This window comes from Synechocystis sp. PCC 6714, assembly GCF_000478825.2.
GTDB lineage: Bacteria > Cyanobacteriota > Cyanobacteriia > Cyanobacteriales > Microcystaceae > Synechocystis.
Window position 1 is genome coordinate 1,902,523 of the sequence record NZ_CP007542.1, and the last position, 13,848, is coordinate 1,916,370.

The window sequence follows — 13,848 nt, forward strand, 5'->3', positions numbered from 1 at the left end:
GGAGTGGGAGTTTTGACCAAAAATATGGCGTAAAAATCTTGGCGAATTATAAATCTTTTCAATATGTTGGCTCATTACCGGGTTTCCATTTGATATTGCAGCCAATGCTTGGTTTTTGTTCCCTTGGCACAGGTTTGCCGGCCAGCACTAAGTCCATCGCCTGTCTTAAATCTACCCCAGTGACTGGCAAACCATTACTGGGACGGCTGTCGTCTAACTGGCCTCGGTAGACCAATTTGCCCTGGCCATCAAAAAGGAAAAAGTCGGGGGTGCAGGCTGCTCGGTAAGCCTTGGCGATCGCCTGGGTTTCGTCATACAGTACCGGAAAACGATAGTCCCAGTCTTGGGCCATTTTTTTCAAACTGGAGGGAGCATCGTCGGGGTATTTTTCCGCATCGTTGGCGCTGATGGCCACCAGGGCCAAACCGGAATTTTCATAATCTTTGCCCAACTGACTCAATTGAGCCTGGATGTGCTTGACAAAGGGGCAATGACAACAAATAAACATCACCAGCAAGCCTTGTTCTCCCATGGTATCCCCTAGACTAAGGGGCTGCTCCGTCGTTACATCCGGCAGGGCAAAGTCCGGGGCTTGGGTTCCAAGGGCGAGCATGGTGGAAGGGGTTAAAACCATAGTTAAAGTGGTGCGTTACGTTTTGTTAATTAAAGACCCAAGCTATCATGGGGGTTGGAGTTTGTCCCCGCCGCTGGAATTTTTTTAGTTTAAAACGTCCATGAGTCATCGCCCCCGTTCCGATCGCCATAGTTTCTCCAGCCCTAGCCGCTTTTGGCACCGCTTGGCAATGGGTTTGCTGGTGACCACCACTACTCTGGCTTTGCCCCTATCAACATTGGCCCAGGAAGGGAAAGAAGGGACACCACCTCAGGCTAGTCCTAGCCCAGCCCAATCGACCATTCCCAGTAATGGAGGGGAAACACCCCGCTCCTTTTTTAGTGCTGGCTCTTCCCGTTCCTCTGAACCCCAAATGAATTATGGGCAGTTGATCGATGCCATTAAGGCTAATCAGGTGGCCAAAGTGGAAGTAGATACTAATCGCCGTCAGGCGATCGTCACCCTTAAAGATGCCCCACCGGGGTCGAAGCCCCAAACGGTACAATTGTTGGACAATAATCCTGAGTTACTCAATCTCCTGCGGAGCCGTTCTGAAACCATTGATTTGGACATTAACCGCACCCCGGACAATTCGGCGTTGTACGGTCTGTTAACCAATTTAATCATTGTGGCTATTCTGATTGGTTTGGTAGTGATGGTGGTGCGAAAGTCCGCCAATGCCTCTGGTCAAGCCATGAGTTTTGGTAAGTCCAAAGCCCGGTTCCAGATGGAAGCGAAAACCGGTGTGGGCTTTGATGATGTGGCTGGCATTGACGAAGCGAAAGAAGAATTGCAGGAAGTAGTTACTTTCCTCAAGCAACCGGAAAAATTCACCGCCATTGGAGCCAAAATTCCCCGGGGAGTTTTACTAATTGGCCCTCCCGGTACAGGCAAAACCTTATTAGCTAAGGCGATCGCCGGGGAGGCTGGGGTACCGTTTTTCAGCATTTCCGGCTCGGAATTTGTGGAAATGTTTGTTGGGGTGGGGGCTTCCCGGGTGCGGGATTTGTTCAAAAAAGCCAAGGAAAATGCCCCTTGTTTAGTGTTCATTGACGAAATTGATGCGGTGGGCCGTCAGCGGGGAGTAGGCTACGGCGGCGGTAACGATGAACGGGAACAAACCCTGAACCAATTACTCACAGAAATGGACGGCTTTGAGGGCAACAGCGGCATCATTGTCATTGCAGCCACTAACCGGCCCGATGTACTGGATTTAGCCCTTTTGCGCCCAGGGCGTTTTGATCGTCAGGTAACGGTGGATTATCCCGATGTGCAAGGCCGGGAATTGATTCTGCAAATTCACGCCCAAAATAAAAAGTTGCACGAAGAAGTCCAGCTAGCGGCGATCGCCCGCAGAACACCGGGATTTACGGGGGCAGATTTGGCCAATGTGTTAAATGAAGCGGCCATTTTTACCGCTCGACGGCGCAAAGATGCTATCACCATGGCAGAAGTCAACGATGCCATTGACCGGGTGGTGGCGGGGATGGAGGGTACGCCCCTGGTAGATAGTAAAAGTAAACGCTTAATTGCTTACCATGAAGTGGGCCATGCTTTAATTGGCACCCTCTGTCCTGGTCATGATCCAGTGGAAAAAGTTACCCTCATTCCCCGGGGCCAAGCCCAAGGTCTAACCTGGTTCACCCCCGATGAAGACCAGAGTTTGATGACCCGTAACCAAATGATTGCTCGCATTGCCGGATTGTTGGGCGGACGGGTAGCGGAAGAAGTAATTTTTGGCGAGGATGAAGTCACCACCGGGGCCGGCAATGACATTGAGAAGATCACCTATCTGGCCCGACAAATGGTAACTAAATTGGGCATGTCTTCCCTCGGTTTAGTGGCCTTGGAAGAGGAAGGCGATCGTAACTTTAGTGGCGGAGATTGGGGCAAACGTTCTGAATATTCCGAAGATATTGCCGCCCGCATTGACAGAGAAATCCAAGCCATTGTCACCGCCGCCCACCAAAGGGCCACCCGCATCATTGAAGAAAATCGTAACTTAATGGATTTACTGGTGGATGCCCTCATTGACCAAGAAACCATTGAAGGAGAGCACTTCCGGCAATTGGTGGAGAGTTACCAACAGTCCCGGAAACAACCGGCTTTAGCGGGTAAATAATCCCTCCCTAATTCAATTTGCATAATGTCTGATCTTCCTCCATTCCATTTCAAGCTTACAAGCCTTGATAAATCCCCAAATTTGGGCACACTTCTGGGGGGATTACTATTATTGACTGTGCTTAGTGTCATTCCAATCCAGGGCTGTGCCTCTACCGAGCAAGATTTATCTTTAGATAACCAACTTGTTTCCCCAGGCCAGTCCCAATCGTCTTCCCCCACTCCCTTAATTTCCCAATCTCCCATGCTCCCCCAGGCGATCGCCGATAAAGTTTTAAATGACTTAGCCCAAAGTACTGGTGAACCTGTTAGTACTTTCACGATTCAGTCTTCAGAAAATAAAACCTGGCCAGACAGTTGCCTCGGCCTAGCCCAGGAAGGACAAATGTGTGCCCAAGTCATGATCCCCGGCTGGCGGGTGGTGGTGGAATCGGGGTCGAAAAAATGGATTTACCGCACCAATCAAAACGGCCGCACCATTCTACTGGAATCCTAGCGCCCAAAAGTTATTTCTATTGACTTTATTAAGACTCACCAGTGATTCTACGGGAAATTTTCGTCCCAGCTGGGCATGGTAGATGGATTAACGAATGTTGAGGATTAAACCAGGCTGTGCAGTTTACCAACCATACCCCAGTAATTGAAAAAATAATTTAGTTCACTCTTCGTCTTGGGGATTTTGGTGGTCTTCGGCGGAATCGGGGTCCAGTTCCCAACGATGTTGATCCCTAGCCCCAAAGTTTCTCACCGTGGCCACCGGGCGGCCGTCCACACTGGCAATGCCCATGGATTGCAACAATCCTTCCGTCACATTCTGGTCGGGAGTTGGATTGTCACCGCCCACCGCTTCTTCCCCTACCACTTCCGCTTGATACCAGTTGTCATCGGGGTCACCACCACTGAGATTACCATTGTCTAGATGGGGCATTCTCATTAATCTGACTACATGGCCCAACCCTGTATCCCGGTCAATTAAACCATCAAAAAAAATGTCATTTTCCTCGGCTCCAGTTAGATCAGCCAGCAAAAGTTCTTCAGAGCTATTTTGCTCAGAATCGAGATAATCATCACTACAATTAGCGAAATATTGGCTAATATCCATTTTTACAACCTCTCTATTGCTAAAGCTTTTTCGCAAAGATTAAGTTTTTTATCTATTCTGATCGTAAATAAAAATGGGGATCATCGTCTTTTTCACAACAAATTCTTAACATTTGTCCCCTGAAAGAGTTAAAATTTTTGCAGAAATTCTTAACAGTTACCATGGCCAATTCCCTGTCGGATGAGCAGTACAAAATTAAGATGCAAAAGCGCAAAGCTTTACAGGATGAGCGCATTGCGGGGGCCAAAGCAGAAAAGGGTTTAATTATTGTTAATACGGGTAACGGCAAGGGCAAAACTACGGCGGCCCTGGGCATGGTGTTGCGCTCCCTGGGCCATGGTTATCGGGTGGCCATTATTCAATTCATTAAAGGGGCCTGGGAACCGGCGGAAAAAGAGGCCTTTACCCCCTGGCAGCACCAGTTAACTTTTTTAGCCCTGGGGGAAGGCTTTACCTGGGAAACCCAAGATCGACAACGGGACCAGGCGATCGCCCATGAAGCGTGGCAAAAAGCCCTGGAGTATATCCGCAACCCTGATTACCAACTAGTGCTACTGGATGAGGTAAATGTAGCGCTGAAACTGGGCTACCTGGAGGCGGAGACGGTGCTGGCAGGCTTAGAAGAAAAACCGGAATTCAACCACGTCATTTTGACGGGGCGGGGGGCCCCCCAGCCATTGATCGACCGGGCCGATTTAGTCACAGAAATGACCTTGATTAAGCATCCCTTCCGGGAACAAAACATTAAGGCTCAACCCGGCATCGAATTCTAAAGAAGGGTTTGAAGAAAAATTTCAGTCTAACTAGCTCAACTCTTCGGTGGAACGACTGAGCATGGTTTCTTCCATGTGTTTTTCCTGTTGTCGCTCTTCTGCCAGCAATTCCCGCGCTTTTTCGTCCAATTCTTCCGCCACGGTCAGGTCTGTTTCCGTTGCCCGGGCAACCATATTTTCATTGAGTTGGTTTTCCTGTTGACGCTCTTTGGCCAGTAGTTCACGAGCTTTATCTTGGGTACTCATAATTTTATGGGGGGGTGAGAAAACTGAAATCAGAAAATTGACTTGTAACTGCCTATACTGTATCGCCAAAGCGGGAGCGTCCGGGCAAGTAATCCCTCAGTTTTTTAACACCACCCGGGCCACTTCCACCCCGGGATAGTAACGGTTGAGGATTTGCTGATAGTTATAACCTTGGCGGGCTAGGTCGTAGGCTCCGTATTGACTCATACCTTTACCCTTATGAACTCGGGCGACAATCTCATCGGTGGAGGCATAGAGGGATTCCACCACCCCACCGTTATGGCTCAACACTTGTCCTAAAGTAGCAGTAACGGCATTGTGGGAAGGGCCCTGTTCACTGCCAATGCCCTTATAAACTTGCCAGCGTTGGGTGTCACCCAAATCAAACCATTGACTGGCGGGGCGCACCATGTGCACCAAGGCGTAGGAACGGGCGGCGATCGCCTGGGCTTTGAGGGCTTCAGTGGGGGCAGTGGAGTGCATTTCGCTACCGACCACGCTGGTCAAATAATGCTCCAAATTGACGTAGTTAACTGCCAAAACTTTATCACCCCGGGGCACCAATAATACCCTTCCCCTGTACCAACGATCACCTACGGCTAAATAGCCATTGGCATCGGTAGTGAACCAGACCACCCCAGGAACGGAACGACCATTGATCAGCAAACTATTGCCCTGGGCCATGACGTTAATGCTTTGGCCAGAACTGAGGCTCATTAACCCCTGGCCCTGGCGATCCTGCAGATAACCCTGGCTCGAAGCGGCGATCGCCACACTTGGTACGTCCCGCTGAATACCAACCCGAATTTCCAACGGCGGCGGAGTGTAGTCCACTGGGGTGGCCGTGGGGGGCGGCAGTGGAGCTGTTTGGGCAATGGTGGAGGCTGGAGCGCCCAGGGCAGATGGAGCCGGGGCAGGATTTTGAACGGAGACCCTGTTCCCAGTTGTCGGGGATGTAACAGCGGGACTTGAAACATTACCCGCTAGCCCAGTGGGGGTTTCCGGAGCGCTTTTAGCTAAACTTTCGGCGGTGATGGGACGGGGACTTTTTAAGCCCGAAGCAGAGGAGCTAGGAGGGGATGGAATTTGGCTTAGGGGCGGCAGAGTTTTAATCAATTCTTCCCCAGCCATATCGGCAATCACCTCAGTGTTGTTAATTTGACCCTTGGCGATCGTATTACCATCTTCCCCATAGCCACTCCAGGCTAACAATAGAGGGATACTGCCAATGGAAGCTAGGGGGATTAACATCAAAGCCCACTTTGGGGAAACGCCCCAACGGCGAGCCAGGGTAACAGGGGAAAGTCTTTGCAGGGATTTAAGCGACGGGAAAGGAAAAGAAGTTAATTTTTTCATGCCACCGGAAAAATTTTTCAAACCGCACTCCGCCCCAGCATATCGGAGCCAAAATAACAAAACTTTGAATATTGTAGGCCGGTTTCTGCCAAAAGGCCGTCGATACTAGCTTCTCCAGGGAATGCCTTGCCTCCCCAAGGGCCATGTCATATCATCTTCTAAAGAGATTTTTTCGTTCGACCACACCACATCCCTGCCGATAGCAGTTAACCGGGTATGACCAAGATTGAAACCAGAACTGAACCAATGGTGCTCAACATGGGCCCCCACCATCCATCTATGCACGGGGTGTTACGTCTGATTGTCACCTTGGATGGGGAGGACGTGGTCGACTGTGAACCAGTGATTGGCTATCTCCACCGAGGCATGGAAAAAATTGCCGAAAGCCGCACCAACATTATGTATGTGCCCTACGTCAGCCGTTGGGACTACGCCGCCGGCATGTTCAATGAAGCCATCACCGTTAACGCCCCCGAAAAATTGGCAGACATCGAAGTACCCAAGCGGGCCCAGTATATCCGGGTGATTATGCTGGAGTTGAACCGCATTGCCAACCATTTACTCTGGCTTGGCCCCTTCATGGCGGACGTGGGTGCCCAAACTCCCTTCTTTTATATTTTCCGAGAACGGGAAATGATTTACGACCTGTGGGAAGCTGCTTCCGGTATGCGGTTGATTAATAATAACTACTTCCGAGTCGGCGGGGTAGCGGTGGATTTGCCCTACGGTTGGAACGATAAATGTGAAGACTTCTGCGATTACTTCTTACCCAAAGTTGACGAGTACGAAAAACTGATCACCAACAACCCTATTTTCCGTCGTCGGGTAGAGGGCGTAGGCACTGTAACCAGGGAAGAAGCCATTAACTGGGGCTTGTCGGGCCCCATGCTCCGGGGTTCCGGGGTGAAATGGGATTTGCGTAAGGTGGACCATTACGAATGCTACGACGAGCTTGATTGGGAAGTGCAGTACGAAACCGCTGGGGATTGTTTCGCCCGTTACTTGGTGCGTATCCGGGAAATGCGAGAATCGGTCAAAATTATTCGTCAGGCTTTAAAAGCAATGCCCGGTGGCCCCTACGAAAATCTGGAAGCCAAGCGACTCCAAGAGGGCAAAAAATCCGAGTGGAATGATTTCCAGTACCAGTACATTGCCAAAAAAGTTGCCCCCACCTTTAAAATCCCCGCCGGGGAACATTACGTTCGGCTAGAAAGCGGAAAAGGGGAACTGGGTATTTTCATCCAGGGTAACGATGATGTTTTCCCCTGGCGTTGGAAAATTCGCTCTGCTGATTTCAATAATTTGCAAATTTTGCCCCACATTCTCAAAGGGGTGAAAGTGGCGGATATTATGGCCATCCTCGGTAGCATTGACATTATCATGGGATCGGTGGACCGTTAATTGGCCCCGGTTAGCACTGCTAGATTCTGAGAATTCCGAGCCAGTTTTTCTTCCCATTTCCCATGCCTAATAAGGTCGTCAAAGCTAAGCGCCGATTCGATTTCGGTGATTTTGTTGCCAGCCCCCTAGCCCTATTCTTAGGGGTGTTAGCCTGTATGGGGGCAACGGCTTTTGTTAGTTACAAATTGGGGGATGAAGCTCTGGAGGGAGTCGTGCAACCCACCAGTAATCCCATGGAACAGTTCATTATCGCGCCCAAAGAGGGAGAAAAACCTGGGGATGGGGCAGAATCCGCCGGTAAATTTGTGCCCGTCAATATCCAGCAGGTATCCAAGGAAACGAGGGAATATATCAAGGAGCAAAAGAAATTGCCCAAGGGGAAAAACAACTCTGCCAGTGCCGATCAGACAGAGGAAAAATCCGAGGCGGAGACTGATACGGAAAAAAAGTCTTAGATGACAGTGCTGTGACTTCTCCTATCAGTGGAGAAAACCAGGGGGTAATAATGCGGGTGGATGACATTGTACAGGATGGCCGCCGGCTCCAGTTGTCGGTTAATTTGCAAAATAATAGTGCCGAGGAAGTAGAGTTTTTATACAGTTTTCTGGAGGTCAGGGATCAGGATAATAACCTGTTGAGTTCCTTTGCTGATTCTTTGCCCCCTTCTTTACCCGGCGATCGCCAGGTGTATAACGGCACCATCGAGCTATTTGGCCCGTTGCCGGATTCGGTGCGTAGTGTCTCGATTCGTTTAGCCAGCTACCCCGATGAAAAGGTTAAATTGCAGATTGATGCCATCCCCATTCCTTAGCAGCTTGGATTGCACCGCCCTTAACTAACTTCAATTTATGCGATCGCCCCTGTTGGCCCCGTCCGAAAAATGTCAAGCTTTTCCCCAGTTCACTCCCCCGTGGTATCTGTCATCGGGCTTGGCTATGACCCTCTACACTGCCTTTGTGGCTAATCAGCGTTGCTTAAACTCAGCCCAGGGTGGGGAACCTAAATACGTTAGCCAGGTGATGACCGGCGCCCAGGGAGTCCCCCTCCACGTTTGGCGATCGCCAATTCCGCCCCAGGCCAAAGGAACATTAGTTGCCACCTATGGCATCACCGGCTCCCTGGAAGACCAGGGTTTTTTACGGCAATGGGGACGCTGGGCCTATGAACGGAACTATGGCGTAATTTTGTTTGACTGGCGAGCCCACGGTAAAACGGCGGAACTTTCCCCCACCCTCACCTCCGATGGTTTATATGAAGGGGAAGATTTTGTCTATTTAGCTGCCCAAGCTAAAGCTTTAGGTTATCCCGGTCCCTTTTGGTTTGGGGGTTATTCCCTTGGGGGTCAGCTTTCCCTCTGGGGGGTTTACAAGGGCCAAACCATGACAGATTGGGCTAACGATGATGCAATTTTAGTTTCCCTTTCTCCGACAGACATTGGCGGAGCCATGGCCATTTGCCCTAGCCTCGACTCCCAACGCTCTCTCAGTTATTTAATCAGTCATCCAGTGGGACGGCACTTGGAAAAGGCGATCGCCAAAAAGCTGAAGGAATTAGCTTGGCAATTGTACCGTTACCATCCGGGGGCGTTGGACCCCCAAGCCATTGAACAAGCCCAGAGCATTTGGGGCTTTGACCACAACTTGGTCATCGATTGCCTCGGATTTACATCTGTGGAAGATTATTACGAAGCTAGTAGCGCCTTGTCCCTGTTGAGTAAAATCGTTAAACCCACTCTGTTGCTCTACGCCGCCGATGATCCAATGTTTCACCCGGCCATTGCAGGGGAATTGCTCGCTTTACAAAGGCAATTTACTGGAGTGGATTTACGGTTAACTGCCAAAGGTGGCCATGTGGGCTACATTGCCAATGCTCGCTGTCAGCAGGCAAACCATGACCCTGACGAAAACTGGGCGATCCACCGCACCTTAGATTGGTTAGACCAACAAAACCCACCCAACTAGGGTCGAAATTTGATGGCCAAGTTCTAATCCAGAGGGGTGTTCTGATTCATGCGGTAAAATCTTTCCACACCAAAGGGAACTGCGGCTAAGCTCAGCTTTAAAGCCCAGGGGGCAAAAAAGAGAGTGACCAAAATGGATAACACTGCCACACAACCCAACGAAGCGCGAACTACGTCTTCCTGCACGGTAAAGCAAAGAAAAGCAGAGAAGGAGGCCAAGGCCAGGGAAAGTATGGAAAGTACCAGCATAAAGCAATGAGTTTGAGTATGCGGAGCAACCAAGACCGCGCCACAATTTGATACCAGTGGCAGGCGATCAGTGCTGGGAAATAGAACCGGCAGAACCAAACCACGGGGGATAAATCCATGGGTAAATGTCAATGCTCTGCTGCCGTGTCCGAGTATAGCACAAACCTTTGGTGGACCACTTCCCCCTAACAAATCAAAGAAGAATCTACCCACATAGAGGTACTTTCCATCCCGGAGAATAGCGAGTCCTAGAACCCAATTTTTCAAAAAGGTCAAAATCAGTCGGCGAAACTATTGGCTTCAGTGGCAAATTTGACATCCAATTCTGTAATGCCACCAGCATCATGGGTAGTCAAATCGATGGTGACCCGATTGTAAACATTTGACCATTCCGGGTGATGGTCAAGGGTTTCCGCCACCAACGCTAAACGGGTCATAAAACCAAATGCTTGATTGAAATTAGCAAACTTGAATTGGCGATGTAGTTTATTGCCCTGTAAGCTCCAACCACTAAGCGCCTCCAGGGTTGTTTGGATTTCCGTGTCAGTTAAACGTCTAGGGGTAGCCATGGTGAAATTTGTCTAGATTGTCTAGATCGGAGATTTTGATTGGATGCTACCACTATCCATTGCCCGACTCCAGTTTTACACACAAACTAGGCTGGGAGACAAGTGCCAGCGTTACGGACGATGGTTTTCTCCCCGGGCTAGCCCACAAGAAACTGGGGCATAAATGGTATGTCAGTGCTCCCAAAATCCATTCCCAATTGGGCAAGCATTGTGGTAACTTGACCCCTGTGATGGGTTTGATGGTTGAACATATGGGTGACCAAAACCCACCTGGGAACAGTCCTGAACTTTCCATCCACTTTGCTCTGGTAAGTCTGAGTAACTGCTAACCAATCCGATTGCAAGGATTTTGTCCAGTCAATGATCCGCAGGTCCAGCATCTCTCTTCTGCTTTTTAGTGTACTAAAAGTCGGCGCCAGTTCCTCGCCCAGCTCTGGAACTTCCTCTGGGTCCCCCGTGAAACGGGATAAGAATGCCAAGTCACCGTACATAATGTGGTTGAGCGTTAGGAAAATCGAGCTAAAAAAAGCCTTGCGATCAAGCTTTAGCTCATATTCCGATAAATTTGAGCACACTTGATAAATATTTGAGTTCATCCATTGATTGTATTCCGCCAGCAGTAGAAAACGTTGATTATCAAGCATCCCAGTCCTCCCTCAGCCGTAACACCTGTCCCATACTATCCAAGCTGAATCATTCTGTCCAAGCAATTCCCAGCTATGGAAAAATCTTTCCTTAACTTCTTTAAAATGGTAGGGTTTCTTTCCCCCCTTTTGCTGTGCGTATATGAAACTCATCTGTCGTCAAAGTGATTTAAGCAGTGGTCTGTCCCTTGTCAGTCGGGCTGTTTCCTCCCGTCCCACCCATCCCGTATTGGGCAACGTGCTCCTGGAGGCCGATGCGGACCACAACTATCTGCGCTTAACTGCCTTTGACCTCAGCCTTGGTATCCAGAGTAGTTTTACCGCTGACGTACAACAGGGAGGGCGCATTACCCTGCCCGCTAAATTACTCAACGACATTGTTTCCCGTTTGCCCGACGGTGACATCACTCTGGTGATCGATCCTGATAGTGAAGCCGGAGATAGCCATTTAACCACCATCACCTCAGAATCAGGACGATTCCAAATTCGGGGTCTTGATGCCGACGATTTTCCCGCTTTGCCTACGGTGCAAGGGGTCAAACCATTACTATTGCCGGTGGCTACCCTCAATGAAGGGTTACGGGGAGCGTTGTTTGCCGCCAGCACCGACGAGACTAAACAAGTGCTGACGGGGGTGCACATTAAGGGCAGTAGCGATAGTTTGGAATTTGCCGCCACCGATGGTCACCGATTAGCAGTGGTGGAAGCCCCCACCCAGATTGAAAATGATGAGGGGGAAGCGGTGGTTACGGGCAGTGACCTGGCGGATTTTGCTGTTACTATTCCGGCCCGGGCCCTGCGGGAATTGGAAAGAATGGTGGCCAGCCAGGGTAACAGTGATTTAGTTTCCCTCGTGGTGAATGATACCCAAGTAATTTTTGAATTAGGAAATCAACGGTTGACCAGCCGTAAATTAGAGGGGGCCTATCCCGCCTACGGGCAACTTATTCCCCGTCAATTTAGCCGCACCGTCACCATGGACCGAAAACGCTTAATCAGTGCCTTGGAGAGGGTTTCTGTGTTGGCAGATCAGAAAAATAATTTGGTCACTTTTACTTTGCAAACCCCCACTAATCAGCTGCAGTTGGCGGTAGAAGCCCAGGACTTGGGCCATGGGGAGGAATCCATGGGGGCGGAAATTATTGGCGAAGGGGGCCAAATTGCTTTCAACATCAAATATTTAATGGATGGTCTTAAAGCTCTGCCCAGCAATGACATTCAAATGCAACTCAACGAGGGTAATCAGCCAGTAATTTTTACTCCCTTGGGAGGGTTGAAAATGACCTATTTAGTTATGCCGGTGCGTCTGGTGAATTAGGTTGAGCAAATCCTTTAGGGATTGGCCATGGGACTGTGGCAAAATATGTGAGGCCCAGACCACTGCTTATCCTTAGTTGCTCTGTTGGTTATAGGGAAATTTCCCAATTCCACCTTCCTTTTTGTCCTAGCCTGCCCATGAACGCTGTTGCCGCTTGTTTTACCGCCCTTCGTCAACGGGGGCAATGTGCTTTGATTCCTTTCCTCACAGCGGGGGATCCGGATTTAGCCACCACAGCCGAGGCGTTGCGAATTCTAGACCGGGCGGGGGCAGATTTAATTGAGCTGGGGGTGCCCTATTCTGATCCTTTAGCCGATGGCCCTGTTATTCAAGCGGCGGCCACTAGGGCGTTACAAAAAGGGGTCAAACTGGATGATGTACTTGCCATTGTCCGAGAAGTTCACCAAGATATTGCCGCTCCAATTATTTTATTCACCTATTACAACCCTATTTTTTACCAAGGTGTGGACGTTTTCCTCGATAAAATTAAAGCCGCTGGGGTGAAGGGTTTGGTGGTGCCAGACTTACCCCTGGAGGAGTCCGATCGCCTATTGGAAGCCACTGCCGAAAGGGGATTGGAGTTAATTTTGTTGGTGGCCCCCACCAGTTCTCCAGAAAGACAAACGGCGATCGCCAAAAAGTCCCAGGGGTTCGTTTACTTGGTCAGTGTGACGGGGGTAACGGGGGCAAGAACGGAAGTTGGGGCCAGGGTAGAAGAATTGCTGGCTGGGATGCGGCAGGTGACCGATAAGCCCATCGGAGTGGGTTTTGGCATTTCCCAACCGGAACAGGCTCAACAGGTTAAAGCTTGGGGCGCAGATGCGGTAATTGTAGGAAGCGCCATGGTTAAACGTTTAGCGGAAGGAACCCCGGCGCAGGGATTGCAAGCTTTGGAAACTTTTTGCCGAGAACTGAAAGCCGCCATCAGTTAAAAACAAGCGGAAATCCCCATCCCCCAGCTAAGTTAGCCCATTTGGGTGAAGACAGCCCGGGGGTTTTCCCTCTATTGTGGGATTAACTGAGCGAGAGGAGAAGAATTATGAAAAACATCAAAAGCCCGTTAATTGCCCTAGGTATGGTTCTTGCTAGTCCCTTCGTCTGGAGTGGAATGGCGATCGCCGAAAATGCGGATCAAGTTCAACAATTGCTAGAAACCAATGCCTGTATGAACTGTGATTTATCCGGGGTTGACTTGTCCGGAGCCCATCTGATTGGGGCCGATTTACGTAACGCCAACTTGTCCGGTACTAACCTCAACGAAGCTAACTTGGAAGGGGCCGACTTGACCGGTGCCAATCTGGAAAACGCTGACCTGCGGGGGGCAATGGTCACCAATGCTACCCTAAACCGGGCTAATTTGACTTCGGCTAACTTTGCCTTTGCTAAACTCTACGACGTGGATGTGACTGGTGCCACCGTTGACGATATGAACATCCAAAATGCGGAAATTTACAACACCGGCATTGGTATTGGTGGTGGCGACGATTAATGGCCTT

Annotated in this window: 17 protein-coding genes; 10 read left to right on the plus strand and 7 right to left on the minus strand. The window is 49.9% G+C overall.

All coding sequences use genetic code 11. From position 1 onward, the window contains the following. Nucleotides 1-58 precede the first annotated feature (58 nt). On the minus strand, nucleotides 59-634 hold the full coding sequence (locus tag D082_RS08635) for a thioredoxin family protein (protein ID WP_028948049.1): 576 nt from the start codon (nucleotides 632-634) through the stop codon (nucleotides 59-61). Between the two features lie 100 nt (nucleotides 635-734). Here D082_RS08635 and ftsH1 point away from each other — a divergent pair, with 100 nt between their 5' ends. Continuing rightward, complete coding sequence (gene ftsH1, locus D082_RS08640) at nucleotides 735-2,735, plus strand: ATP-dependent zinc metalloprotease FtsH1 (RefSeq protein ID WP_028948048.1); 2,001 nt, start codon at nucleotides 735-737, stop codon at nucleotides 2,733-2,735. Nucleotides 2,736-2,852: 117 nt separating this feature from the next. Further along, nucleotides 2,853-3,230 (plus strand): hypothetical protein, encoded by a 378-nt coding sequence (locus D082_RS08645; RefSeq protein WP_238546663.1) that lies wholly within the window; start codon nucleotides 2,853-2,855, stop codon nucleotides 3,228-3,230. A gap of 162 nt (nucleotides 3,231-3,392) precedes the next feature. Here the strand turns inward: D082_RS08645 and D082_RS08650 are convergent, their stop codons facing one another. Continuing rightward, nucleotides 3,393-3,836: a DUF6335 family protein gene (locus tag D082_RS08650; protein WP_238546664.1), complete on the minus strand. Its 444-nt coding sequence runs from the start codon at nucleotides 3,834-3,836 to the stop codon at nucleotides 3,393-3,395. A 161-nt stretch (nucleotides 3,837-3,997) separates the two neighbouring features. Here D082_RS08650 and cobO point away from each other — a divergent pair, with 161 nt between their 5' ends. After that, complete coding sequence (gene cobO, locus D082_RS08655) at nucleotides 3,998-4,609, plus strand: cob(I)yrinic acid a,c-diamide adenosyltransferase (RefSeq protein WP_028948046.1); 612 nt, start codon at nucleotides 3,998-4,000, stop codon at nucleotides 4,607-4,609. Between the two features lie 30 nt (nucleotides 4,610-4,639). Here cobO and D082_RS08660 read toward each other — a convergent pair whose 3' ends face one another. Further along, nucleotides 4,640-4,855 carry a hypothetical protein gene (locus D082_RS08660; RefSeq protein WP_028948045.1) on the minus strand — a complete coding sequence of 72 codons (216 nt, stop codon included), beginning with the start codon at nucleotides 4,853-4,855 and terminating at the stop codon, nucleotides 4,640-4,642. A 96-nt stretch (nucleotides 4,856-4,951) separates the two neighbouring features. After that, complete coding sequence (locus D082_RS08665; RefSeq protein ID WP_238546665.1) at nucleotides 4,952-6,232, minus strand: SpoIID/LytB domain-containing protein; 1,281 nt, start codon at nucleotides 6,230-6,232, stop codon at nucleotides 4,952-4,954. A 195-nt stretch (nucleotides 6,233-6,427) separates the two neighbouring features. Between D082_RS08665 and D082_RS08670 the strand changes: the two genes are divergently transcribed. From D082_RS08670 to D082_RS08685, 4 genes are all read left to right on the plus strand, one after another. Continuing rightward, nucleotides 6,428-7,612: an NAD(P)H-quinone oxidoreductase subunit H gene (locus D082_RS08670; RefSeq protein ID WP_010872566.1), complete on the plus strand. Its 1,185-nt coding sequence runs from the start codon at nucleotides 6,428-6,430 to the stop codon at nucleotides 7,610-7,612. Between the two features lie 62 nt (nucleotides 7,613-7,674). Then, nucleotides 7,675-8,067: a hypothetical protein gene (locus tag D082_RS08675; protein ID WP_028948043.1), complete on the plus strand. Its 393-nt coding sequence runs from the start codon at nucleotides 7,675-7,677 to the stop codon at nucleotides 8,065-8,067. A gap of 11 nt (nucleotides 8,068-8,078) precedes the next feature. Beyond that, on the plus strand, nucleotides 8,079-8,423 hold the full coding sequence (locus D082_RS08680; protein ID WP_238546666.1) for a hypothetical protein: 345 nt from the start codon (nucleotides 8,079-8,081) through the stop codon (nucleotides 8,421-8,423). Nucleotides 8,424-8,460: 37 nt separating this feature from the next. Then, a complete protein-coding gene (locus tag D082_RS08685; RefSeq protein WP_028948041.1) occupies nucleotides 8,461-9,573 on the plus strand; it encodes a YheT family hydrolase in 1,113 nt (370 codons plus the stop codon). 23 nt (nucleotides 9,574-9,596) lie between these two features. Here the strand turns inward: D082_RS08685 and D082_RS08690 are convergent, their stop codons facing one another. The 3 genes from D082_RS08690 to D082_RS08700 form a co-directional block, all read right to left on the minus strand. Further along, nucleotides 9,597-9,821: a hypothetical protein gene (locus D082_RS08690; RefSeq protein ID WP_028948040.1), complete on the minus strand. Its 225-nt coding sequence runs from the start codon at nucleotides 9,819-9,821 to the stop codon at nucleotides 9,597-9,599. 278 nt (nucleotides 9,822-10,099) lie between these two features. Beyond that, nucleotides 10,100-10,390, minus strand: a complete 291-nt coding sequence (locus D082_RS08695; RefSeq protein ID WP_028948039.1) for a 4a-hydroxytetrahydrobiopterin dehydratase — start codon at nucleotides 10,388-10,390, stop codon at nucleotides 10,100-10,102. Nucleotides 10,391-10,527: 137 nt separating this feature from the next. After that, a complete protein-coding gene (locus tag D082_RS08700; RefSeq protein ID WP_028948038.1) occupies nucleotides 10,528-11,034 on the minus strand; it encodes a DinB family protein in 507 nt (168 codons plus the stop codon). A gap of 142 nt (nucleotides 11,035-11,176) precedes the next feature. Here D082_RS08700 and dnaN point away from each other — a divergent pair, with 142 nt between their 5' ends. The 3 genes from dnaN to D082_RS08715 all read left to right on the plus strand — a co-directional run bounded on the left by dnaN (nucleotide 11,177) and on the right by D082_RS08715 (nucleotide 13,841). After that, a complete protein-coding gene (gene dnaN / locus D082_RS08705) occupies nucleotides 11,177-12,352 on the plus strand; it encodes a DNA polymerase III subunit beta (RefSeq protein WP_028948037.1) in 1,176 nt (391 codons plus the stop codon). 137 nt (nucleotides 12,353-12,489) lie between these two features. Then, complete coding sequence (trpA, locus tag D082_RS08710) at nucleotides 12,490-13,284, plus strand: tryptophan synthase subunit alpha (RefSeq protein WP_028948036.1); 795 nt, start codon at nucleotides 12,490-12,492, stop codon at nucleotides 13,282-13,284. 107 nt (nucleotides 13,285-13,391) lie between these two features. After that, on the plus strand, nucleotides 13,392-13,841 hold the full coding sequence (locus tag D082_RS08715) for a pentapeptide repeat-containing protein (protein ID WP_071880790.1): 450 nt from the start codon (nucleotides 13,392-13,394) through the stop codon (nucleotides 13,839-13,841). The last annotated feature ends 7 nt before the right edge of the window (nucleotides 13,842-13,848 follow it).